The sequence below is a fragment of the Marinobacter sp. UBA2688 genome (genome assembly GCF_002352785.1).
Taxonomy (GTDB): Bacteria; Pseudomonadota; Gammaproteobacteria; order Pseudomonadales; family Oleiphilaceae; genus Marinobacter; species Marinobacter salarius.
Map to the genome: position 1 here is coordinate 47,322 of NZ_DELU01000010.1, position 23,247 is coordinate 70,568.

Here is a 23,247-nt window from a genome sequence, read left to right on the forward strand (position 1 = left end):
GATTGTTACATTCGTTATCCGAAGTGTAACTAAATGCATCCTGAGCACGAAGGGAAGCAGGGCCAAAAGCGGCGGGAATCCGCGGAACTGTGACGCGGTAGGCAGCTAGCAGGTGGGCATGGTCTGCAGGGCGAGTTTCCTGCGGATAAAGCGGCCCAGCACATCGACACCGATATTCAGCGATGCGGTGATCAGGATCAGCACCATCGCGCGATCAAACTGGATGTTCTGGATGGCGCTGTCGACATAGAAACCCAGGGTGTAGATGCCCAGTATGCCGAGGATGGCAGTTTCCCGCATGATGATCTCCCAGCGGTAGAACAGGAACGCCAGGAACGAACGATAGACCCTGGGCACCAGTTCATAGGTATATCGATTAAGACCATTCGGCGCATCCGGGCGTAACCGGATGGTGCTGGACTGCCGGCCAATCAGATGGCCGATGATGCCCCCATTGTGCAACGCCAACGCGACGACAGCAGGCAACATGGACGGTCCCCACAGTTGCAAAAGGATATACGCCAGGATGTATTCCGGCGTGGAACGCATGATCACCAGGAAGACATGCCCGGACGTGCGGCGCACTGGCCCTCCGAAGTGAGTGGAAATCAACGGGAAGGCCAGCAGTGCAATGATCCCGGTTGCAACCAGGGCCACCTGGGTCAGGATCACCGTGTTCCAGATGCCCGGCATGGCCTGATTGACAAACATGTCCCCCAGCCACGCGCCCATGCCGCCCCAGCCTTCTTCACCGCGCAGTGGCGACGGCACGATGTCCTGGGTGAAAAACCGACCGACGTTGCTCCAGACAATCGGGAGACCTTCGCCAAGAAAAAACGGAGCGCCAACGATATAAACGGGCAGCAGCTTCGGCTTTACCCAGAGCGGCATGGTGGCTATCAGCACATAGAAAAGGATCAGCATGGCGCCGGCGTCGGAATAGTGGCCTTGTGAAAAGGCCGATTCGAGGTAGAAGCCGAGGGTTGGCAAGCCGACAAAGCCAAGGATGGCACTGGAGCGCAAGCCGCATTCCAGCCGGTATGCGGTGTAGGTTCGCAGTTGCACCCAGCAATCCGGTATTTTGGTGTACAGGAAGGCCGAAACAACGCCCGTACGGGGCGGTAACAGGCGACCGGGCTCGGGGTCGGCTTCTTCCAGGATCTCCGAATAGACCTTGGCGAAGATACCAGCGTAGGGGATAGCGATCGCTAGAACGCCTGTCAGCGGATGGAAGCCGAAAAATTGCAGGAAAATAAGCGCCCAGAACAGCTCGTGTATCGCCCGCACAAACGCGCACAGAATCCGAATCGGCATCCAGCGATAAACAAGCGCCAGAAGAAAGCCGCTGATACTGCCGAGAGCGACGCCAACGAAGGCAAAGGCAACCGTCCGAAGCAGGGCGGTTGCCAGCCCTTCGGTACTGAAAAAATCCGGTGTCATCACGCCCAGGAAGAACCGACCAAGATCTTTCCAGGGATTGGCTGCCGTGATAGCGATATCGGCAAACACCAGGCCTACCAGGGCGATGGCGATAAAGATCAGGCTGGTTTTGACGGTTGGCGAAGACAGCATAGGAGTGGAATCTGGGCCGGTTGAGTCAGTAGAGTGGCGCAATGTCGGCCGGTGTGAGCTTTTCGCTCGGCTCGTCCAGCGCGATCTGCCCGTCCTGGATGCCCACGATACGGGTGCAGTATTCCAGTGCGAGCTCGACATCATGGAGTGCGATAACGCTGGTCTTGAAGCGCTCTCTCAATAACGTCATAACCTGATGGGCAAGCGGTCCGTCCAGGGCGGAGACAGGCTCGTCCGCTAACAAAAGTCCTGACTGCCGGTAAAGGGCACGGGCGATGGCCACGCGCTGGCGCTGTCCGCCGGACAGCGATGCAGTGGGCATCCAGGCTTTCTCGGTCATCCCCAATTCCGACAATAGGCTTTTGACGTCACGGCTGTCCCGGGTAAATGGCCGAACCAGGGTAACCATGTTGTACCAGTTGCCGTGGGCATCGAGGCGGCCCATGTACACGTTGTGGAATACCGGTAACGCGTTGACCAGCCCCAGGTCCTGGGGTACCAATGCTGCCAGGCGCTCCACCTGCTCATAGACAAGACGGATCAGAGTGGATTTTCCGGCGCCGCTGCGGCCCACCAGGCCAACGCGCTCTCCTTCCCTGACACTGAGGGAGAGCGGGCCAATCACCCGCTCTCCACCAAAAGACGCCGTCAGGCCGGACAGATCGAATCCCGACATTAATCGATGATTCCGATCTGCTTTCCAACTACCCGGATCGGCTCGTAAGCGTCATTGGAGACTGGGATGAAACCACTACGGGGAAAGCTTTCAAGCAATTCAGGGTCGTCCATCGCAAGCAGGGCTTCCTGAAGCCGTTTCTGGAAACCTTCACCGAACTGTTCGTTGACGTCGCCGCGAACACTCCACTGATAGTTCGGGTACGACGGCGTTGTCCAGATGACCTTCACCGCGTCGGTATCAATGTTGCCGTTTTCCATTTCCTTGTCCCACACTGAGAAGTTGATCGCGCCAACATCGTAGGTGCCCGCCTCTACGAGACGAAGGGTGCGGGTGTGATTGCCACTGAAGCCTACACGGCTGAAGACGTCGTCGGGGCTGTCATCAAAGGATTCGCGAATATAGTACTCCGGAATCAGGCGGCCGGAGGTTGACCCCTTGGAACCGAAGGTAAAGGTCTTCCCCTGGAGTTCGTCGGACAGGGTTTCCATCTCGTCAAGTCCGGTACTTTTGTGGGCAATGAAATGAGTGTAGAACGCTTTGTCTTCCACGCCCTGGGCAATCGCTTCAGAGCCGGGAACCAATTCACGGGCCTGCACGCCGGAAAGCCCGCCGAACCAGGCTAGCTGGACCTGGTTGTTGCGGAAGGCTGAAACCGCGGCGGCGTAGGATTTGACAGGGATATAGCGAACATCTACGTCCAACTCTCCTGCCAGGTAATCGGCGATACCCGTGAAGCGTTCCACCAGTTTGGTTTCGTCTTCATCGGGAATGGCCGTGAAGACGAGTGTCTGGGCTGAAACGGTTGCTGAAGAGAGCAAGGTCAGTAAGCTGGCGACAGCGAATTTCCGTATCAATTTCAAAGCCATTTGAATTTCCTTGTGTCTGGAGCTGAATTTAGCGGGGTCACATGTCCGGACCGGAAGCCCGAAGCTATCCAGAATACCGTGATTTACTGCAACTCTGAACAGCTATACGATTCTATGAGCCAATCAGGTTAGGGGTATCCGGCAAAAAATGAAAATCTTGATGGAAACCGACACTCATGAAAATCATCCTGAATACCCCGGCGCTACCGGGCTCCAGGGCTGGTAATCGGGCCACGGCGGACCGATGGTGCCGATTGCTTGAGCAGGCCGGACACCGGGTTTTCGTTGTGACCGAATACAACAACGAGCCCTGCGACCTGTACATTGCCCTGCACGCTTGGAGGAGCCATGAGGCCGTTCTTCGCTTCCGTGACCGTAACCCGGAAACGCCGATAATCGTTGTGCTTACGGGCACGGACATATACGACCACCAGTACCGCTACCCGGAGCAAACCCTCCATTCCATGGCCCTCGCGGATTGCCTTGTGGGGCTCCACCATCGTGTTGGCCGGGATATTCCCGAGCGTTTCGTGCCAAAGCTGGTGACGGTGCTGCAGTCCGCCGATCGGCCCGGGGGCAATGCAAGCGTCGATACCAGGCATTTCGATGTCTGTGTTATCGGACACCTGCGCGAGGAGAAGGACCCTCTGAGGGCCGCAATCGCGGCGAGGACATTGCCGCCAGGTTCGACCATCCGGGTGCTGAATGCAGGCAAGGCTCACAGCCAGGACTGGGCTCGGCGAGCCATAGCCGAACAGGAGGCCAATCCGCGTTTTCAGTGGCTCGGCGAAATTGACAGACCGTCCACCCATCAGCTTATGAACCGTTGCCGTGCCATGGTTATCAGCTCGGTGATGGAAGGAGGCGCTAATGTCGTATCCGAAGCCTGTCGTGCAGGGCTGCCGGTTATCGCGTCGGACATCTCCGGCAATATTGGCCTACTGGGTGAAGATTACCCGGGGTACTTCCGTGTAGGCGACGAGGCTGATCTTGCGAAGGTGTTACTGTGGGCGGAACATTCCCCCGAATATCTCGGGGAACTGACCGATCGCGTCACCGAACTCGCCTCTTGCTTTGTTTCTGAAGCTGAGCAAGCGGCCCTGCTCACTGCGATTGAGAAGGCCAGGGCCAAAGGCGACCGTCTCAATCCCTGAGTGTAATGGGCTCGATGGGGCCGCTCTCATCCTGCGGCAACACCCGCCCTATAATGGCAGTGTGGGGATAGCCCATTGCTTTCAGCTCACTGATACAGGCATCCGCCTGGTCAGCGGGCACGCTGGCCAGCAGTCCGCCGGCGGTCTGCGGGTCGAAGATCAATGGGTAGCGAGGATGGTTGACCCACTTTTCCTGGCCTCTAATACCACGCCGGAGACGAATGTTGGCCGGCTGCAAGGAGCTGAGGATACCTGCTGCTGCAGTTTCCTCAGCGCCAGGCAAAATCGGTATTGCCGTGAGATCGAGCTCCGCATCAACGCCAGAGGGGCGCGTCATCTCAACCAGATGGCCAAGCAAACCAAAACCCGTTACGTCGGTGCAGGCTCGTGAACCATATCGGCGCAGGCACTGGGCCGCGTCTTTGTTGGACTGCATCATTGAGGCCAGGGCAGAATCAATCCAGCGGCCTTTCGCGGCAAGTTTGGCGTGGGCAGCGAAGAGCGTCCCGGTACCGATAGGCTTGGTCAGCAGCAGAACGTCTCCGGCCCGCAGGCCGCCCTTGCTCATGACGTCATCCGGATCAATCAACCCGTTGACGGCAAAGCCCAGTGCCAGCTCCCGGCCTTCACCCGTATGGCCGCCCACCAACGCGCAGCCAGCTTCATTCAGCACTTCCACGGCGCCGGACATCATCTGGTAAACCACGTCTTCCACCTTGGACTCTATGCCGTAGGGCACGGTCGCTACGGCGGTGGCACTCTGAGCTTCGGCGCCCATGGCAAACACGTCGCCCAGGGCGTGATTGGCGGCAACCCGGCCGAACACATAGGGGTCGTCAATAAAGGCGCGAAAGAAATCGACGGTGTGAACCACCGCCTTTCCGGGTGGGACGGTCAGTACGGCGGCGTCGTCTGGGGCGTGTAGACCAATCAGGATGTCATCCCGCTCTATTGGTCGCAGCTCGCCGAGGGCCCGTGACAGCACGGTACTGCCGACTTTGGCTCCGCAGCCACCGCAACGCATGGCCACCGCGGAGATGGCCTGGGACGCTTCCTCGGGGTTTTGTGCGGCGCCGGTGTCGGGCAGGGCGGCGTTCTCTTCCATGGCGGGAAGATCATTGAATTTCGCCATGAAGCGTCTATCAATGCTGTTTTTCCAGCGCCAGACCCAAGAACCGGCCAACGACAGGTCACCTCTGGAGGCCACTCCGAATTTGTCGCCGGTACTGATCAGCGCCAGCCATTTTTTCTGCGGCCGGAATGGCTTCGCGGGCTTTCCGAGGGCATGGCGGCGGAGGTTGTCCGCCAGTGGCCGGCCCTGACGAACGGCAAATACGCCGGCTTTTTCCCGGGGGTGATTTACAACGTTGGCAATGTCACCCGCCGCGAAGATATCGTTGTCGGTTTCTGTCTGCAGGGTGTCCGTCACCCGGATAAAGCCACCGTCGTCCAGGGCCAGGCCGGTATCCCGCAGCCACTCGGGGCCGCCGGCACGGGTGACCCAGAGCACTTCGTCAACCGACAGGGTGTCGCCGGACTCCGTGGTCAAACGATTGGCCTCCACCTCTGAGACTGCGGATCCCAGGTGAACCTTCACCCCACGGCTTGCGAGTGTGTCAGCGAATACCGCACGCACCCTGGCGTTGTGGGTAGGCAGGATCTGCTGGTCTGCATCAAACAGATGAAAGTGCAACTGGTCCGGGTCGTGGCCGCGCTTTTCGAGCTCATTTCGTAGCCGGAACTGCATGGCCAGTGTGAGTTCAACGCCACCTGCACCTGCGCCGACCACAGCAACGGTCATCGGGCCGTCATGGTTTTCCAGCCGCGACAACAATGACAGCCAGCGATTGTTGAATCCGTTGATAGGCTTGACGGGCACTGCATGTTCAGTTGCGCCGCTGACGTCACCGACCTTGGGAGCGGACCCGATATTCACCGACAGAATGTCGTAAGGCACGTCCGGCCGGGAGCGGCAGACCACACGTTTTCGATGGCGGTCGATGCCAACCACTTCATCGCGGTAGAAGCGCGCGCCCGCGAACTCGGCCAGTTTGCTGAGGTCTATATGGACGTCGTCGTAGGAATAATGCCCAGCCACGTACCCGGGAAGCATTCCGGAGTAGGGTGTATGGGTATCCCTGCAGATGAGGGTAAGGCGGACACCAGGCACTGGGTTCATGGCAAAGCGCTTGAGAACGCCTACGTGGCTGTGTCCGCCGCCAATCAGGACAATGTCCCGTAAAACAGGCTGTTCGGATTGTTGCATTAAATAACTTTCTTGGCTTCGTCACTGAAGGTGTTAAAGCCTTTCACGCTTGAAAATGCCTGAAGCTTTTCCTTGTCCGCGTCAGACGGATTGGCGATCTGATCAACCGAGGTGATACCGGCTTCCTTCATTTTGCGGGCGGTGGCCGGCCCAATACCTTTAACCTGGGTCAGGTCGCTCTTGTCCTTCGGCTTTGGAGCGCGTGTTGCTGCAGCCGGCTTTGCCGCTGGCTTCCGCGCGGCCGTGGCGGCTTTCTTGGGAGCGGCTTTAGTGGCTGCGGCCGGACTTTTGGCGGCGGTGCTCGCCTTGGGTTTGGCGGCTTTCTTTGCAGTTGCCGCTTTTGGTGTGGCGGGCTTCTTGGCGGCCGGTTTTTTGGCCGCTGTCTTACTGGCGGTGGATTTTTTCGGAGCTGACTTGCCTTTGGCAGCAGGGCCGGCCTTCTTGGCGGCCTGGCCTGCGACCTTCTTCGCCTCTTCGCTGGCTTCCTTGCTGGCAATACCAAGGCGGTCCAGGATATTGTTTTGCAAATCGTGGAATTCACCCAAGCGACGTTCAAATTCTTCGTTGAAACGTTTCATTTCACGATCACGAAGCTCATCCACTTCCTTCAACAGTTTGCGGACGGGTTCCTGAATCTGGTTCTGCAGGCTGTCGAACTGCTTGAGGGCGTCGTTGATCAGCTTTTCGATCTGTGATGACGTTTTATCGAACTCTTTGTTCACTTTCTTGACGACTTTATCAACGCTTTGCTTGTTGGCTTTCTTCGCCATGAGGACTTTCTCCTTGAAGTGCAAGTTGATGTGGGGCGTTGGTGAGTTCAGGCCAGTTGCCGAATGCTGGAGGCGGGCCCTGAGGAACGTCTGGATTTTAGCGTCTGCTTCTTGAGCACCACCTCACGAATGCGCTTGAGTTTTTCGCTCAGGGCAGACGAGGAGTTGTCATTGAGTTCTACGAAATCAACGGAATAGAAGAAATTGCTACAGTGTTTCCTGCGTTCCGTTACCAGGCCGGTAATTCCATCCGCCCTGATGTCGTCAAACGGCATTTCCATCACGAGATCCAGAATAACCGTATCACCGGGGTTAAATATCTTGTCCGTCTTCATCACACATCCGAAGTGATCCAGCTCGAACAGCGCGGCCTGTACACGCTCCCGGCGAAAGAGGCCACGCTTGATGTGAAAATGTGCGACAAGATCCGGTAGTGCTTCGTTCATCTAAAAGTGATCTCTTTTGCACCCCGAGGGGGTCCGGACGACACCCCGAGGGCGTGTTCCTGAAAGTATATGGTTAAACAATAGCCACACTATGTTGGTTTGGCAACGTGTTCAGTGTCATACGATAGAGCTCTCAGGCGGTTCATCAACTGTTTTTATCATTTTGGCCCGTTTGTAGCGTGTTGAGCTCGTAAATATCCGTGCGCCGGTCTTTCAGGTTGGTCACCGAGCCTTCATTGCGCACCAGCTTCAGCTTTTCCAGATCCATGTCTGAAAACATGATCATTTCCGTATTCGGTGTGGTTTCCGCCATCACCGCATCGTGGGGGAACGCAAAGTCCGACGGTGAGAATACGGAAGACTGGGCGTACTGCACGTCCAGGTTCTCAACCTTGGGAAGGTTACCCACACTACCGGTGATCACGACATAGCACTCGTTTTCAATCGCCCGTGCCTGCGCACAGTGCCGCACCCGAAGGTATCCGTTCTTGGTGTCCGTCCAGAAGGGCACCATAATAATATCCACCTCTTCGATGGCCGCCAGGCGCCCCAGTTCCGGGAACTCGATGTCGTAACAGATCATGATGGCCACGCGGCCGGCGTCGGTGTCGAACACCTGGAACTTCTCACCGCCTTCGATGACCCAGTCACGGCGTTCGTGGGGCGTGATATGAATCTTGCGCTGCTCGTCGACGCGGCCGTCGCGGTGGCACAGGTAGGACACGTTGTAGACCCGATCATTTTCGAGCAGGGGCATCGAGCCGGTAATGATGTTGATGTTGTAACTGACCGCCATTTCCGACATCTGATTGCGGAATTGCTCGGTAAAGCCTGCCAGAAAGCGAATGGCCCGTGTCTGGTCCACCTGGTCCGTCAGGCCCATCAGCGGTGCGTTGAAAAATTCTGGAAACAGGGCGAAATCGCTCTTGTAATCCGAGAGCGCATCCACGAAGTACTCCACCTGTTCCAGCACTTCCTCCACAGAGGTAAATTCACGCATCTGCCACTGAACGGCACCCAGGCGCACTTGAGTCTTCTTGACGTTAAGCACCGGCGACGGCGGTGTATAGAGGATGTTCCGCCATTCCAGCAGAGTGGCGTAGCCCAGGGATTTCTCGTCTTCCGGCAGGTACTTGTGCATCAGCCGGGTGACCTGGAAGTCGTTGGACAGCTGAAAGCTGAGGATCGGGTCGTAGATGTCCTTGCGATCCACACGCTGGATGTATTCTTCCGGAGAGTGCTGGTCTGAATACTTGTGATATCCGGGGATGCGGCCACCCGCCAGGATGGCGCGCAGGTTCATGGATCGGCAGAGTTCTTTGCGAGCTTCATAAAGCCGCCGGCCAAGGCGGTAGCCGCGATAATCCGGGTGGATAAACACATCGAGGCCGTAAAGCGAGTCGCCTTTGGCGTTGTGCCAGATCTTTTCATTGCGCAGGATCAGGTCGTCGTAGGTGTGCGGGTTGCTGAATCGCTCATACTTGACGCACACCGTGAGGGCTACGGCCACCAGGTCACCGGACTCTTCGATACAGATCTGACCATCCGGAAACTGTTGCACCAGAGCTTCGATCGTGTCCTCTGGCCAGGCACCGCCAATATCGTCGTAGACCCTGTCCATCAGTCGCTGGAGCTGTGGGTAATCATCACTGGTCAGGTTACGAAGGTTGAGGTGCAGTTCTTCGTGGGCCATATACGGCAGCTCCCGTTGGGTGTGGAAATGACGGCAAGAATTGTCGATTGCTTCGGTATTTTATCAGAGAGCGCTAAAGACTTCTTATCACCTAAAGCTTAAGACTTCTTATCACATAAAGTTAAAGACTTTGCAGCACACGCCGAAAACCAGTTTATGAATGAAAGACAGCCGATAGGCTGTTTGACTGACCCCCCGAATAGACTGTCTCGAAAAGGACCCGGAAAATGAACCTCAGTTTCGGCCAGAAGTTGCTCGTCGCCTTTGGTATTTTGCTTTTACTTGTTATGGGGGCGTTTACGCTCAGCGGCAACCTCCGGTTACAGGACACTACGGATACCTATGTTGATGCACTGATTGAAGACACCGTGGCCCAGAGTACGTCCAGCATTGCGGATTGGCTCAACACCCGTCTTGCCATGACCGAAGCAACGGCAAAAGCGTTGGAGTCGGTGGAAACCGATGCCGAGGCGAGGGTTATCCTGGCCGCTGCGACAACCGGTGGCGGGTTCATTGACGTCTATGTTGGCCGCGATGATGGCTATATGCTGATGAAGGACGATGCCTCAGAAGCCACGCTGCCTGCGGATTTCGACCCACGCACGCGGCCCTGGTTCAAACAGGCGAAACAAAAGGGCTCAGCGTCGTTCACCGAACCCTACGTGGACGCGGGCACTGGAGGCACCATCATTTCCACGCTGGCACCGGTCAAACGTGGGGCCTACCAGGGTGTTGTCGGTGGTGATATTGCCCTGAAGACCATAGAACAGACGCTCTCCACGATTACGCTGGCCAACACTGGCTATGCGGCCCTGATCAGTGACGACGGCACCGTGTTGTTTCACCCGGACCAGAAACTGGTTGGCAAGAAGATCAGCAGTCTTTTGGGAGAATCCCCTCGGCTCAGCGGTGAAATTCACGAATATGACACCGGAGATGCCAGTTGGACTGCCGGTTTCCATCGCATCAAAGGTGCCCGTGGTGTTGAGTGGTATCTCGGCACTTTTATCAACGAGGACAAAATCAATGCGCCGGTCCACGCCGCTCGCGTAACCGGGCTGATCATCGCAGTAATTGGCTTGTTGGTGTCCCTGGTGATCCTGCGTTTTGGTATCCGCGTGCTGATGGCTCCCGTTCGTAAGCTTAATGCCGCCATGGCGTCAATCGCCAGTGGCGAGGCGGACCTCACCAAGCGCCTGGACGATAGCGCCAACGACGAGTTCGGCAAGCTCGCGGCGGAGTTCAACAGCTTTGTTGAGAATATCCAGAATGTGGTCCGGGACGTCCAGCAAGGCACCGCCGAGCTTGGCGAAAACGTGTCCTCCCTGCGGGATACCGCCAGCACCAGCCGAGACAGCGTTGAAAAACAGCAGGCCGAGATTGATATGGTGGCCACGGCCATCAATGAGATGTCTGCCGCTGCCGGGGAAATTGCACAGAATGCCCAACAGACCGCGGATGCCTCCAACACCGCCGATGCAGACAGCCGTGCTTCCCTTGAAACCGTTGCCGCTTCCCGGGATGCAGTACAGAAATTGTCAAAAGAGATTAACGCCGCTGCGGAAGTCATCGATAAACTCGGCAAGGACGTTACCGACATTACCTCGGTTCTCGAGGTAATTCAGGGGATTGCTGAACAGACCAACCTGCTGGCACTGAACGCGGCGATCGAGGCCGCAAGGGCAGGGGACGCGGGCCGTGGCTTTGCGGTTGTTGCTGACGAAGTGCGCAATCTGGCCCGCCGCACCCAGGACAGCACGGAAGAAATCAACAACATGATTGAGCGCCTGCAAAGCGGTGCAACCCAGGCTGTGGACGTCATGAAGGCATCAACAGCGGTCTCGAATGTGAGCATGGAGAAAGCTCAGGATGCCATGGAGTCCCTCAACCGTATTGCTGATGCCATAACGTCGATCAGCCAGATGACCTCCCAGATCGCAACGGCCTCTGAAGAGCAAACCTCGGTGACAGAGGAGCTGAACTCCTCCATCACCCGGATTGCCGACCAGGGCCAGGAAGCCGCCAAGGCTGCCAGCGAGAACGACGTCTATAGCGGTCAGATTGAATCGGTCGGCCACACGCTTAGTAAGAACGTGTCACGATTCAGGGTTTGAGTAAGACGTTTTCTGGGGCGCGGATAGTATCTGGATTCGCCGTCGGAGTTCGAGGAGGGTTCTGGTGCCGATGGCCCGGGACTCGTCCGTCAGATAGGGATTTTCCAGAACAAGGACGTTCCGGCTGTGCAGGTTTAGCTCGTCGATGGACTGGCCGTAGTATTGGTTGAGGTACGCGCCAAAGCTGCCATCGAAAATGGCCCTTTCCATGCCCAATTGAAGCCGATGTGCCGTTTCGTGGTCGTGCCGGTTGACGAAGAAGTAAGAGGGCATCGGATAGGCCAGCAGCAGGTCCGGCTCGATGGCGAAATCTTCGTTGTTTTCAAGCTCCAGATCGAAAAGAACCTCGTTGACTCCCCGGGCGAAGCATTCAAAACGATGATTCTCCAGCATGCGGAAAAGAATTTCGTACCGCGAGTGAGTCACCACGCTGACTCCGTTGGCCTGAAGAATCGACGAATCCGGCCAGTGTGCGCCCTGGCCGATGCGGATACCGACTTCCTCAAGATTGCCAAGGCTTCGGATGCCTTTGAATCTGGGCAAGGACTCTTTAAGCACCACGCACACCCGAAGCCCCAAAAGTCCGCCATCGATAGGTATGGGGATGGCCTGCAGGCTTTCTTCCCTCTGTTTTGATGTCGCGACATTCGCGAGATCGACCAATTTTGATTGCTGGCGCTCAAGTTCGCGGACAACCCGGCCTTGGGCCATCTCCGGGGTGCGAGTGATTCGATACGAACCGTATTCCGGTGTCTTGTCGAAGGCGAGGGCAACCAGGGCACGTATGGGTGGGCTGTCGTAATTGCGGTACCACAGGCGATATTCCCTTGCCTGTGTTTCTCCAGACAGATATTCCGAAGACACACCGGTTCCCGGGCAAACCAGAAACAATGCCAGGGCCGTCAGCCAGCCACGCGCACGCCTCACTTTCATTGAAGACTTACTCCCGCGTCCATTCGAGTTTCTTGTTATCGCCCGTTTTGATATCCAAGCAGTTTAGGTGAATTTTTCTTTCCGGAAAGGGATAACCGTAAAAAATCCCGAAAACAGTTGCGATACCTTTTAAACGGCTGCAATCATGGGCGTTAAATCACCAACAGGTAAGAAGACATGGCGTTCATCGACAATCTGATAGGTGCAACCGGCCATTGGGTGTCTGAATCGAATCCTGGTGCGCGAATCACCCAACCGCTGGCCTGGCTCCGTAAAACCAGTGGTTATGCGGCCGTCAACCGAATTATTGGCCTATCAATCCCGTTTGCACCACGGAATCGATTCAGTGTCGAGGAGATTCGCCCGGGGTTCGTTAAGGCAAGAATACGCCTGAAAGGCAATAAGAACCACTTTGGCAGCCTCTACGCCGGTGCCTATTTCCTGGTGGCGGAGATCCCCGGTGGCGTGTTGACGCTGTTTGATCTCGGCCCGGCTTACACGCCGATTCTCAAGGAAATGACGCTTCAGTTCCTGCAGCCGGCGAATTCCGATGTGTTTGTCGAGTTTTCACTGGACGCCGCCACGGTTGAAGCCATCAAGGCCGAGGCCGATGCTACGGGCAGGGCCGCGTTTGAGTTAGAAGGCACACTGTACGACAGTGACGGCCATCATGTGGCCACTTCGATGGCCCACTATCGTGTTCGCAAGAAAGGCTTCCAGGCGCAGTGAACTGAGGTCGATTCAAGCGCCGTCCAACTCCCTTAGGGCGGCGAGGAAAGTTTCCCCGTATTTTTCGAGCTTTGCCGCACCCACGCCGTTTATCTCAGACATTTCGGCAAGGCTGTTCGGTTTCTTGTCCAGGATTTCAAACAGCGTGGCATCGTGGAAAATCACGTAGGGCGGCACGCCCTTCTCATCCGCCAGCGATTTTCGGCAGGCCCGCAGCGCTTCCCAGCCGGGTTTGTCAGTGATCTGGTCTGCAATCCTGCGGCGGCCGGACCCTGATGACCCACGGCCACTGGAGGCCTTCACCACGGGATCCTTGCGTAATTGGATAGCTACCTCGCCCTTAAGTAGTGGGCGGCATTGCTCCGTGAGTTGCAACGCTCCATAGCCTTCCGGGTCAGCCCTAAGGTAACCATTGGCCACCAGCTGACGAAATACGGACTTCCAGTCGTTTGCAGACAACTCGGTACCAATTCCGTAGGTGGAAACCGTTTGATGGCCGGACTGCAGGATGCGTTCGTTCTCAGAGCCGCGTAACACATCAATCAAATACGTAACCCCGAAACGTTGGCCGGTTCTGAACACGCAGGAGAGCGCCTTCTGAACAGCAATCTTGCCGTCCCAGGTTTCCGGTGGAGTCAGGCAGGTGTCACAGTTGCCACAGGGCTGTTCAAGGGTGTCGCCGAAATACCGCAGCAACACCTGTCGCCGACAGCTTGTCACTTCGCACAGGCCTAGCATGGCATCCAGCTTCTGGCGCTCAACCCGTTTGAAGTGGTCATTGCCCATGGAGCCTTCGAGCATCTGTCGCAGCTTGATCACGTCCTGCAGGCCGTAAACCATCCAGGCGGTCGAAGGCTTTCCATCACGACCGGCTCGTCCGGTTTCCTGATAGTAGGCTTCCAGGCTTTTTGGAAGGTCCAAGTGGGCGACAAATCGAACATCGGGTTTATCGATGCCCATGCCAAAAGCAATGGTGGCCACGATGATGACGCCGTCCTCGCGTAGGAAGCGCTCCTGATTCCGCGCGCGATCACCGGCATTGAGGCCCGCATGGTAGGGCAGAGCGGTGTAGCCTTTGTCACTGAGCAGCTTCGCGGTGCTGTCGACTTTGTTGCGGGACAGGCAATAAACGATGCCGCAGTCGCCATCATGTTCCGCTTTAATAAAATCCAGTAGTTGTTTGTTTGCATTGGTTTTCGGAGCAATTCTGTACTGAATATTTGGGCGATCAAAACCACTGATAAAGTGTCGGGCTTCGGTCAGGGACAGCCGTTCAGCGATCTCCTTGCGGGTGCGCTCGTCCGCGGTGGCGGTGAGGGCTATGCGGGGTACGCCCGGGAATTCATGGGCCAGCCGGCTTAGCTCCAGGTAGTCGGAGCGGAAATCGTGCCCCCACTGGGACACACAGTGGGCTTCGTCGATGGCAAACAGGGAAATAGAAGCATCATGTAACAGGTCCAGTGTGCGAGGCTGGATCAGCCGTTCCGGCGCGCAGTAGAGCAGATCCAGTTCGCCGGTCATAAGCGCGTTTTCAGTGTCCCGGGCCTGTTCGAAATCCATGGTGGAGTTCAGGAACGCGGCCTTGACGCCCAGTTCTTTCAGCGCTGCCACCTGGTCCTGCATCAGTGCAATCAGAGGTGATATGACGACAGCTGTTCCGGCGCGAACCAGGGCTGGCACCTGATAGCAGAGGGATTTACCACCACCGGTGGGCATCAGTACCAACGCATCGCCACCGTTAACCAGCTCGCGGATAATGTCGCCCTGCAAGGGCCGGAAGGTCTCGTAACCGAAAACACGATGAAGGACTTCTTCCGGGTCCTGGTCGGTAACACGGGGGCGCTCTGTGCTGAGTTGTGCAAAATCCATGACTTGGCCAGCGGTGTTGGTTGAGGGTAAAAGGGTGCCGTTCTGGCAGGCAGGCCATGATACCAGAAAGCGGTCACGGAATCGGCGGAGACAAACAAACCTTATAAACGCTACAATGCGCCTTTTTTCTGCACCCAACAAACAGGAACTCCATGCAGGAATTTGACGCCATCCGACCTTACTCGGACGAGGAAACCGGAACCGCCATCAACAATCTGGTACGGGATCCGGAATTTCTGGATATGATTGGCCGCTTCAAGTCGCCCACACTGGCCAAATGGGCGCCGGGAATGCTCCGGGTATGGGTCAAGCGCTGGCTGGCCAGGAACTTTGGCGGACTTACCCGTATCGACGACCTCCAGGCACAACTGTCTGGCTACGTTGGCGAACTGGTTGATCACACAACGACCCGGGTTACCCACAGCGGGCTGGAAAATCTGGACAAGCAGAGCGCTCACCTGTTCATCTCCAACCACCGCGACATCGTGTTCGACCCGATGGTGGTCAATTACCTGCTGTTCGCGAACGGCTTCAATACCACACGTATTGCCATTGGCGACAACCTGCTGGCGAACCGCGTATTTGCTGAAATGATGCGGCTGAACAAGAGCTTTGTGGTGCGTCGCAGTATGACCAGCCCACGTGAAATGCGGGACGCCTACATCATGCTTTCGGCGTTTATCAATCACAGTATCGACAACAACGAGAGCATCTGGATTGCGCAGCGTGAAGGGCGCGCCAAAGACGGGCTGGATTTCACCGATCCCGCCATTATTAAAATGTTCTACATGAGCCAGAAGAAAAGTGGGTTGGATTTCGGCGAAGCCATGAACCGGCTGAACATCGTGCCGGTGTCCATTGCCTACGAGTATGATCCCTGCGATATGGACAAGGCCCGAGAGCTCGAAACCCGCTCCCGCACGGGCAAGTACATTAAGGCCGAAGGCGAGGATACTAACCAGATAATGCGCGGGCTCACGGGGTTCAAGGGCCACGTGCACGTGCATTTCGGAGCACCCATCGCGGATGCCGAAAACACGCCTAAGGAACTGGCTGCCCGGATCGATCGGGAGATGCATGCCAATTATCACTTGCACACGTCCAACCTGGTGGCCTATCAGCAAAGAGGCATTCATCCTGATTCACACGCCAGCAGAGACTCTGTAAGCGATGCGGTGGTGACGGCAGAGGCCTGGTCAGCGGCGGAAATAGAAGCCGCCGAGTCGGAGATGGAGCGTCGACTTGATGCCTGCGACCCGGCGATTCGGCCCTATCTGCTGGATATGTACGCCAACCCGGTGGTGACAGCACTTGAGGCCCACAATGGCAATGGCGCGACGAATACACCAACGGAACAATCCTGATACCCGAGGTATTTTGTGCAAGAACTTCAATATATTGAATTTGAAACCAATCCCCATCCTACTGCTGCCGTTATCTGGCTGCATGGCCTCGGTGCCAGTGGCCATGATTTTGAGCCGGTTGTGCCGGAGCTGGGGCTGCCCGACAATGCCGCAGTTCGGTTCATCTTCCCTCACGCCCCCAATATGCCGGTCACCATCAATGGCGGAATGACGATGCCAGCCTGGTACGACATCAAGGCGATGGATATTGATCGGGTAGTGGACACCGATCAGTTGGTGGCCTCGTCAGACGCCGTTGCAAAACTGGTGGACCGGGAAATTGAGCGTGGCGTGAAGAGCGAGAACATTGTGATTGCCGGTTTTTCCCAGGGGGGCGCCGTGGCCTACGAGCTTGGGTTGAGCTATCCGAAGCGCCTGGCGGGTATTATTGCCCTGTCAACGTACTTTGCCACGGCGAAGACTGTGAAGCGCTCAGAGGCAAATCGTGACATCCCGATCCGGATCTATCATGGCACCTTTGACCCGATGGTACCGGAGGCCCTGGGCCGGCAAAGCGTGGAAAAGCTGCAGGAAATGGGGTTTGAACCCACGTACGAGACCTATCCGATGGAACACAGCGTGTGCATGGAAGAGATCGTGGATATCGGCAAGTTCCTTCGCGATAAGGTGCTGTAAAGCTCGCCTGCCGTTCGATGGGCGAAGCCTAAGCAGGGCAGGTTGCCTCGCTTAGCTTCGCCAGAACGCTGGTGAAAGCACAATCACCACGCTCAGTATTTCCAGACGCCCCATCAGCATACCCACCGATAGAATCCATTTGGCAAGCTCTGGGAGCGGTGCAAAGGTGCCCGCTGGCCCAATCGTGTCGCCCAATGCCGGGCCAACGTTGGTCAGCACGGTGAGGGCTCCCGACAGGCTCGTGATAAAGTCCAACTGCAAAGCGGCCAGCGCGACCGTTATGATCAGAAGGCACAATAGAAAGATAAAGGTGTAGGCAATCATTGAAGCGATAATTTCGTCACTGACCGCGCGACCATTGTAGTTACGGGTAAATACCGCCCTGGGGTGCAACAGTCGCATCAGCTGTTCCCTCAGTACGATCAGCGAGAGCTGGAAGCGGAACACTTTCATGCCCCCGGCCGTTGAGCCAGAGCACCCGCCAATAAACATCAGGAAGAAGAACAGTACAAACGCAAGTGGCCCCCACGCAGAGTAATCTTCCGAGGCATAGCCGGTTGTCGTGACCACAGACGTGACATTGAAGAGCGTCGACACGTAGCCGTTAACGAGGTCAAACTCCGTTGGGGAGACGTACCAGCGGTAAAGAGTCAGTAAGGCAGGTACCACCAGCAGGATGGTCACGAACAGCCGCACCTGCTGATCCCTGAACAGCACGCCGTGCTGGCCATGCATTTCCCGGACAAAAAGAAAGAACGGCATGCTGCCGATCATCATGAACAGGGTGGCTTCCAACAGAATCAGGTTGGAGTCGAACTTGCCCATGGACAAGTCGGACGTGGAGAAGCCGCCGGTCGCAATACTCGTCAGGCCATGGTTGAACGCGTCAAAAAGGTTCATGCCGGATAGCCAATAGATCGTTACCGCAAGCACCGAAAACATCACGTAAACCAACAGCAGGCCACGACTGAGGGTCTTCATTCGCGGCAGGGCCTTATCCGTCCATTCAGAAGACTCCGTTGCAAAAAGCCGCATGCCGCCCACGCGGAGGAAGGGCAGTACGGCAACGAACATGCCGATGATCCCGATGCCACCAATCCACTGCAGCACAGAGCGCCAGAGCAGCAGGTCCTGGTCCATGGAGTCCAGGCCTGTAAGCACCGTGGCACCGGTGGTGGTGATGCCGGATGTGCCTTCGAAAAAGGCCTCGCCGAGGGTGAGCCCCAGATCACTGAGATAGAACGGGAGCGAGGAGAGCAGGGCGATAATAAACCAGCTAGAGACGGTCAGCACGAACATGTAGCGGGGCTTCAGGTCTCGTGCCTGGCGGTAGGTCGCGAGAATGCCCAGCAGCCCCGTGCCAAAACAGATAGCCGCAGACTCCGCAAACGCCATGGCATTCGGCGATTCAGAAGTTACGAGAAGAAGCACAGGTAAGGTCATGAAAATACTAAGAAGTATAAACATGACGCTCATGATAAAGATTACGGGGTTCAGGTTTCTCAAAGGACGCTCTAGCCGGCTGAACAGAGAGACGGCGTCAGGATACATGCGGCTTGGGGCTTTCGCAAGGTGGAACCCGCAGTGTGTCAGGGTCTTACAGGTACATTAAATCACTGTAAATTCCGCGTAAATAAGGATCCGAACGCTGGTGTTTGTCGTCAGCCTGATGCAACTTCGAATTGTGAGTTCGGTTTGAAACCGGAAGGAGAATTCAAATGAAAAAGTCGATTGCATTGATGCTTGGTCTTTCTGCAGCGCCGCTGATGGCGGTCTCCCAAAGCGCCTTCGCTGATGTCTACAAGTCAGGTGGTGGTAGCCTTTATGCGGGCCTGAACTACAGCTTTATCAATATCGAAAACGGCAGTGACGACGTTGACGTTGGTACGCTGTCCGCGAAGGTGGGTGGCCTGGTGTCGCCTTTCTTTGGGCTCGAAGCCCGTGCTGGGTTTGGCGTGGACGATGATCGCATTGGCGGCGTCGATTATTCGCTGGACAATTTCTTCGGCGGCTACGCCACGCTGAATCTGGCGAACGAATCACCCGCAACGCCTTACGTTATTTTCGGTGTAACCCGGGTTGAAGTGGAAGCGAAGTCGTTCCTGGGGACCACCACCGAGGATGAGTCGGACTTTTCCTACGGCGCTGGTGTGAATGTTGAGCTGGCACCGGAAGTGTCTGGCAACGTGGAATACATGCGTTACTATGACAAGGATGGCTCCACCGTTGATGGTCTGGGCCTGGGCGTCACCTTCAACTTCTGATCGGAGCGCTCTGCACAAAGAAACCTTGGCGGCGGAGGCCTGTTCGCCGCCGTTATTGGGAGCCAGTTTGAATCACCTTGCCCATCTTTTTCTCGCACCAGATTCCCCCAAGGTTCGTGTGGGCAGCCTGCTGGGGGACTTTGCGAGAGGCATTGTGCCGGAAGAACTGCCCCGGGAAGTGAGGGTGGGGCTGCAGCATCACAGGGCGGTGGATGCGTTTACCGACCAGCATCCGCAAGTCATTGCCAGCAAGCGGTTGTTCTCCCCTCAGCGCCGACGTTTCTCGGGTGTGGCGCTGGATATCCTCTACGATCACTACCTGTTAAGAAACTGGCAACGCTTTAGTCATGTGAATTCCGATACCTTTATCGATCAGGTCTATCGGGAACTCGATGAAAACGCGTCGTTGATGCCTGAGAAAATGCAAAAGGTGACTCAGCAGATCGTTCTCCAAGACTGGTTCCGCTCATACCAGGACATTGACAACATTGGGTATGCTCTGGACCGGGTCGCCAATCGCATACGGTTCAGGAATGCGTTCAGCGGAATCATCGAGGAGATCAAAGCCCACGACCAGGAACTCGAACACAGGTTCCTCAGCTTTTTCCCTGAACTCAAACACTTTGCCACAAAGGATTTTGAATGTTGACGGACTCCAAGAGATACGTTGTCGCTGCGCTTTTCGCGTTCCTGATCCCCTCCATCGCCATGGCTGAGAGCAGCAGTAATGAAAACGCTGTGCCAGAGCGACTTGGTTTTGTGGAATGGCTTGTACTCGAGGGTACAGGACTGCGCATGAAGGCCCGGCTGGACACCGGGGCCAAAACCTCTTCACTGCATGCCGTCAATGTTGAGCCGTTCATGAAAGGTGATGAAGAATGGGTCAGTTTCCAGTTGCCGCTGGCTGACCACCAGGATGAGGACGACGCCGACGGCAAGAATCTGGAAGAGGTGATTCTGGAGTTCAGCCTGCCTGTTGAGCGTACGGTTAAGATCAAGCGCAAGGGCGCACCCTCGCAGCGCCGGTTTGTGGTGGTTATGGACTTCTGCATTGCCGGTACCAGTCATAAAACTGAGTTCTCACTCACGGACCGTGGGAAGTTTTCCTATCCGGCGTTGTTGGGTCGACGGTTCATGCGCGACGACAATATCCTGATTGATTCGGCGGACGCCTTCATCGCGAAGCAGGACTGCGAGTACAAAAATCTGGCCGATGTTGCTGAAGAGCACGCTGGGTGAGTTGTTTGTAAAGTCTGCGTATAGACAAAATGTAGCTATAAGTCTACAATGATGCCAAGTGTTAAGTGGGCGAAAGCCTTAAAAACAGTGGTGTCCGCTATGAGTAACGCGCAGAAACTCGCAACCTTCCAAAAGAACAACGTCTCCGGCGTTGGCCTTAAAACCGTGTTTAATATTCTGGACCGTTGGGGCTGTACTCCCGAGCAGGTACAGAAAATCCTTCAGATCTCCCGCCCGGCGTACTACAAGTATCGTAAAGCGCCGGAGCAGGCGAGCCTGACCCATGACCAGATTGAACGTCTCAGTTATCTGGTCAACATCCATGGCTGCCTGCGGATGATCTTCGAGAACCCGAAGAACGTTTACGGCTTTATGGCCCTGAAAAACGACAATCCGTACTTCAACGGCAAAAGTCCCCTTGAGATTATCAGTACGGGCCAGTTTGCTGCTTTGTATGAAACGTTCAGGCGTATCGATGTATTGCGCGGGGGGCTCTGGTGAGTCAGGAACTGCCGCCAACGATCACACCCGAGAGCATTACCGGGTTTCGCCTGATCAACTCGAGGTTTCCGCCCATCAGCCTGTTTGATGATGTGGCGGACGAAGATGAGTTTGATGCGCTCTACGAACTTCAAGCGCTCACCAACCCCCGTCTTCAGACCGAGTTGGGTAATCTCAACCTGATCCGCAAAGCGGAGATCCCGTTCGGAATCCCTGGCTGCTCCTACGCCACCGGCCCGTTTACCCATGTAAACCCCGAAGGCAGCCGCTTCAGCGATGGCCAGTACGGTGTTCTGTATATGGGGGAGAGCATCGATACAGCAATAGCGGAGGTGGCCTATCACCAGTCACGCTACTGGCAGGGCGTTCACGGTTTGGACTACGACCGGCTGGTGTTCCGGGGGCTAAAGTGCAAGGTAGGGACGATGACCCTGCACGACGCCACGACCCTCTCCTTTGGGGACGCCATCTACGATGCTGACAGCTACGCTGCTTCACGGAGTTATGGTCGCAGGCTCTACAGGGCAGGCTCGGAAGGGCTTCGGTATCACTCTGTTCGAAAACCCGGCGATACCTGCTGGGGATTATTCACTCCCAGGCACGTCCGCAGTGTTATCCAGACGGCGCATTTCGAGTTTATCTGGAACGGTGAGCAAATCAGCTCGGTTAACAAATTCACCAAGGCGTGAGAATACCGTTACGGTTTCCATTCACTGACGATCAAATCGAACAGTGCCCGCAATTCTGAACGTTCATAGTTTCGCACGCCGCATATCAGATTGAGGTTGGTGATCATCTCCGGGTCATCAAAAATACGCACCCCTCCGCGGCTCTGTGATTGTTCCGCGAACTCCCGCTCCACAAGCCCAAACCCCATGCCGGATTTGACCATAACCACCGTGGAATACTCGTCGTCGGAACTGGTGGCCGCGTCGGAGAGGCTTGCCTGAGGGCCAAGCAGGTCCTTCATGAAATCAAAAAACGGGCAGTCCCGGTTGGGCCAGATCCAGGGCAGGCGCCGACGTGACTCGAAGTCGGCTGGTAGGGTGTCGAACTCCGTATCCGCAGGGCCAACAACGGAAATACGTACTGGCGTGAGTGGCACCACCTTCAACCTCGGGTCCTCGCAGTTGCCATAGACATACCCCAGATCCAGCTCTTCCGAAAGCACTTGCTCGACAATCTGGGTTGACGCCCGGGTTTTCATTTCCAGGTTGAGGTGAGGGAGAGCGTCCGTCTTCCGGCGAAGCACTTCGTCTACACGAAGGTATTCAGGCGGAGAGTTCAGTCCAAGGCGGAGTGTTGCGTGGGGCACCGAACGCAAGGAAAGCGCAGTGTTACGTACATCTTCCACGGCGGTAAACACCTGGCGAACGGGCATGAGCAAGCGCTCGCCAGCCGCGGTCAGGGACATTCCCTGTTTACTGCGCTCGAACAGCAGAACCTCGAACTCTTCCTCAAGCTGGCGAAGGTGCTCGCTCACCGCAGACGGTGTCGAATGACGACGAGCGGCCGCGCGAGTCAGATTGGCCTCTTCAGCCACCAGAAGAAAAGACTTGAGCCTGTCCAGCTTTATGTTCATATTTTTCGAACACCGGGTTCAAATAATGTCGATGGACGACCTGGTACGGCGGGTCGAGAATGGTTTCATTGTAGTCATCGTTCATATTTAAAGGAAGATGAAAATGAAAGCCATCCTCGTCAATCAAACACTCAGACAAACACCATCGATTGCATGTGTTCCCTCAAAGAGCTCTTTCATGAGGCGAGCCATCGCTGCTATCAAACGCTATGCGGGACGTTGGAGTCGCCGGTACCAATTGAGGCAGTCGCTGTATGAAATGGACACCAGGCTGGTCGAAAAAGACATAGGGTTGCCTCACGGCAGTCTGGTAGAGGAAGCGCACAAGCCATTCTGGCGGGAGTAGTCGTCACGCTGAGCCTTGTTCACCAGGGCTCAGCGATGCGTCTTCCAGAACGGGCTGTGTGCCTCTCGTAGCAGCTGAGCTCTGGTTGTTCCGATGTCCCATGCCAAACGATCCAGCTCTCTCATCGGCATTCCCCGCAGGCGTCTTCTTAGGCGTGTGCGGGTTCTTTGGTTCTCAATATAGTG

General features: G+C 56.2%; 22 protein-coding genes. 11 read left to right on the plus strand and 11 right to left on the minus strand.

Annotation, left to right across the window (positions count from 1 at the left end; translation table 11 throughout):
- Positions 1 to 105 precede the first annotated feature (105 nt).
- From B3M52_RS04990 to B3M52_RS05000, 3 genes are read right to left on the minus strand one after another with little or no spacing between them, the layout of a single operon-like run.
- Positions 106 to 1,572 carry a PhnE/PtxC family ABC transporter permease gene (locus B3M52_RS04990; protein WP_127401319.1) on the minus strand — a complete coding sequence of 489 codons (1,467 nt, stop codon included), beginning with the start codon at positions 1,570 to 1,572 and terminating at the stop codon, positions 106 to 108.
- Positions 1,573 to 1,597: 25 nt separating this feature from the next.
- A complete protein-coding gene (locus tag B3M52_RS04995; RefSeq protein WP_127401317.1) occupies positions 1,598 to 2,248 on the minus strand; it encodes a phosphonate ABC transporter ATP-binding protein in 651 nt (216 codons plus the stop codon).
- Positions 2,248 to 3,117, minus strand: coding sequence for a putative selenate ABC transporter substrate-binding protein (locus tag B3M52_RS05000; RefSeq protein ID WP_151982233.1), 870 nt, complete (start codon positions 3,115 to 3,117; stop codon positions 2,248 to 2,250). Before B3M52_RS05000 ends, B3M52_RS04995 begins: the two co-directional genes overlap by 1 nt.
- A gap of 176 nt (positions 3,118 to 3,293) precedes the next feature.
- On the opposite strand from B3M52_RS05000, the gene senB reads away from it, so the two are divergent.
- Positions 3,294 to 4,271, plus strand: a complete 978-nt coding sequence (gene senB / locus B3M52_RS05005; RefSeq protein ID WP_151982231.1) for a selenoneine biosynthesis selenosugar synthase SenB — start codon at positions 3,294 to 3,296, stop codon at positions 4,269 to 4,271.
- Here the strand turns inward: senB and selD are convergent.
- The 4 genes from selD to B3M52_RS05025 all read right to left on the minus strand — a co-directional run bounded on the left by selD (position 4,261) and on the right by B3M52_RS05025 (position 9,446).
- Entirely contained in the window at positions 4,261 to 6,537 is a 2,277-nt protein-coding gene (gene selD / locus B3M52_RS05010; RefSeq protein WP_151982229.1) for a selenide, water dikinase SelD, read from the minus strand. The two genes, senB and selD, sit on opposite strands and share 11 nt — an antisense overlap.
- Entirely contained in the window at positions 6,537 to 7,307 is a 771-nt protein-coding gene (locus B3M52_RS05015) for a helix-hairpin-helix domain-containing protein (RefSeq protein ID WP_085680631.1), read from the minus strand. The genes selD and B3M52_RS05015 overlap by 1 nt, the downstream gene beginning before the upstream one ends.
- 47 nt (positions 7,308 to 7,354) lie before the next feature.
- On the minus strand, positions 7,355 to 7,753 hold the full coding sequence (locus B3M52_RS05020; protein ID WP_007152149.1) for a hypothetical protein: 399 nt from the start codon (positions 7,751 to 7,753) through the stop codon (positions 7,355 to 7,357).
- 145 nt (positions 7,754 to 7,898) lie between these two features.
- Complete coding sequence (locus B3M52_RS05025; protein ID WP_036207289.1) at positions 7,899 to 9,446, minus strand: bifunctional GNAT family N-acetyltransferase/carbon-nitrogen hydrolase family protein; 1,548 nt, start codon at positions 9,444 to 9,446, stop codon at positions 7,899 to 7,901.
- Between the two features lie 227 nt (positions 9,447 to 9,673).
- Between B3M52_RS05025 and B3M52_RS05030 the strand changes: the two genes are divergently transcribed.
- Entirely contained in the window at positions 9,674 to 11,560 is a 1,887-nt protein-coding gene (locus B3M52_RS05030) for a methyl-accepting chemotaxis protein (RefSeq protein ID WP_151982228.1), read from the plus strand.
- On the opposite strand, the gene B3M52_RS05035 is transcribed toward B3M52_RS05030, so the two are convergent.
- Positions 11,543 to 12,493 (minus strand): hypothetical protein, encoded by a 951-nt coding sequence (locus B3M52_RS05035; protein ID WP_036207283.1) that lies wholly within the window; start codon positions 12,491 to 12,493, stop codon positions 11,543 to 11,545. The genes B3M52_RS05030 and B3M52_RS05035 overlap by 18 nt on opposite strands.
- A 177-nt stretch (positions 12,494 to 12,670) precedes the next feature.
- On the opposite strand from B3M52_RS05035, the gene B3M52_RS05040 reads away from it, so the two are divergent.
- The gene (locus B3M52_RS05040; protein WP_036207280.1) at positions 12,671 to 13,222 is read left to right on the plus strand and encodes a PaaI family thioesterase; all 552 of its coding nucleotides are present in this window, start codon (positions 12,671 to 12,673) and stop codon (positions 13,220 to 13,222) included.
- Positions 13,223 to 13,234: 12 nt separating this feature from the next.
- Here the strand turns inward: B3M52_RS05040 and recQ are convergent, their stop codons facing one another.
- Positions 13,235 to 15,091, minus strand: coding sequence for a DNA helicase RecQ (gene recQ, locus B3M52_RS05045; RefSeq protein WP_151982226.1), 1,857 nt, complete (start codon positions 15,089 to 15,091; stop codon positions 13,235 to 13,237).
- Between the two features lie 152 nt (positions 15,092 to 15,243).
- On the opposite strand from recQ, the gene B3M52_RS05050 reads away from it, so the two are divergent.
- Together B3M52_RS05050 and B3M52_RS05055 are read left to right on the plus strand one after the other, a co-directional pair.
- On the plus strand, positions 15,244 to 16,455 hold the full coding sequence (locus B3M52_RS05050; RefSeq protein WP_151982224.1) for a 1-acyl-sn-glycerol-3-phosphate acyltransferase: 1,212 nt from the start codon (positions 15,244 to 15,246) through the stop codon (positions 16,453 to 16,455).
- Positions 16,456 to 16,470: 15 nt separating this feature from the next.
- Positions 16,471 to 17,130 carry an alpha/beta hydrolase gene (locus tag B3M52_RS05055; protein WP_151982222.1) on the plus strand — a complete coding sequence of 220 codons (660 nt, stop codon included), beginning with the start codon at positions 16,471 to 16,473 and terminating at the stop codon, positions 17,128 to 17,130.
- 51 nt (positions 17,131 to 17,181) lie between these two features.
- Here B3M52_RS05055 and B3M52_RS05060 read toward each other — a convergent pair whose 3' ends face one another.
- Positions 17,182 to 18,597, minus strand: coding sequence for a TrkH family potassium uptake protein (locus B3M52_RS05060; protein ID WP_151982221.1), 1,416 nt, complete (start codon positions 18,595 to 18,597; stop codon positions 17,182 to 17,184).
- Positions 18,598 to 18,848: 251 nt separating this feature from the next.
- On the opposite strand from B3M52_RS05060, the gene B3M52_RS05065 reads away from it, so the two are divergent.
- From B3M52_RS05065 to B3M52_RS05085, 5 genes are all read left to right on the plus strand, one after another.
- The gene (locus tag B3M52_RS05065; protein ID WP_007152159.1) at positions 18,849 to 19,394 is read left to right on the plus strand and encodes a porin family protein; all 546 of its coding nucleotides are present in this window, start codon (positions 18,849 to 18,851) and stop codon (positions 19,392 to 19,394) included.
- Between the two features lie 67 nt (positions 19,395 to 19,461).
- Positions 19,462 to 20,043 carry an ACP phosphodiesterase gene (locus B3M52_RS05070; RefSeq protein ID WP_151982219.1) on the plus strand — a complete coding sequence of 194 codons (582 nt, stop codon included), beginning with the start codon at positions 19,462 to 19,464 and terminating at the stop codon, positions 20,041 to 20,043.
- Complete coding sequence (locus B3M52_RS05075) at positions 20,037 to 20,633, plus strand: ATP-dependent zinc protease (RefSeq protein WP_036207262.1); 597 nt, start codon at positions 20,037 to 20,039, stop codon at positions 20,631 to 20,633. The genes B3M52_RS05070 and B3M52_RS05075 overlap by 7 nt, the downstream gene beginning before the upstream one ends.
- Positions 20,634 to 20,732: 99 nt before the next feature.
- Positions 20,733 to 21,134 (plus strand): antitoxin Xre-like helix-turn-helix domain-containing protein, encoded by a 402-nt coding sequence (locus tag B3M52_RS05080; RefSeq protein ID WP_127401307.1) that lies wholly within the window; start codon positions 20,733 to 20,735, stop codon positions 21,132 to 21,134.
- Complete coding sequence (locus B3M52_RS05085) at positions 21,131 to 21,823, plus strand: RES family NAD+ phosphorylase (RefSeq protein ID WP_083637157.1); 693 nt, start codon at positions 21,131 to 21,133, stop codon at positions 21,821 to 21,823. The genes B3M52_RS05080 and B3M52_RS05085 overlap by 4 nt, the downstream gene beginning before the upstream one ends.
- Before the next feature lie 8 nt (positions 21,824 to 21,831).
- On the opposite strand, the gene B3M52_RS05090 is transcribed toward B3M52_RS05085, so the two are convergent.
- Complete coding sequence (locus tag B3M52_RS05090; RefSeq protein ID WP_127401305.1) at positions 21,832 to 22,716, minus strand: LysR family transcriptional regulator; 885 nt, start codon at positions 22,714 to 22,716, stop codon at positions 21,832 to 21,834.
- Positions 22,717 to 22,894: 178 nt separating this feature from the next.
- Between B3M52_RS05090 and B3M52_RS05095 the strand changes: the two genes are divergently transcribed.
- Positions 22,895 to 23,062, plus strand: coding sequence for a DUF1127 domain-containing protein (locus B3M52_RS05095; RefSeq protein WP_156105500.1), 168 nt, complete (start codon positions 22,895 to 22,897; stop codon positions 23,060 to 23,062).
- Positions 23,063 to 23,247: the final 185 nt, after the last annotated feature.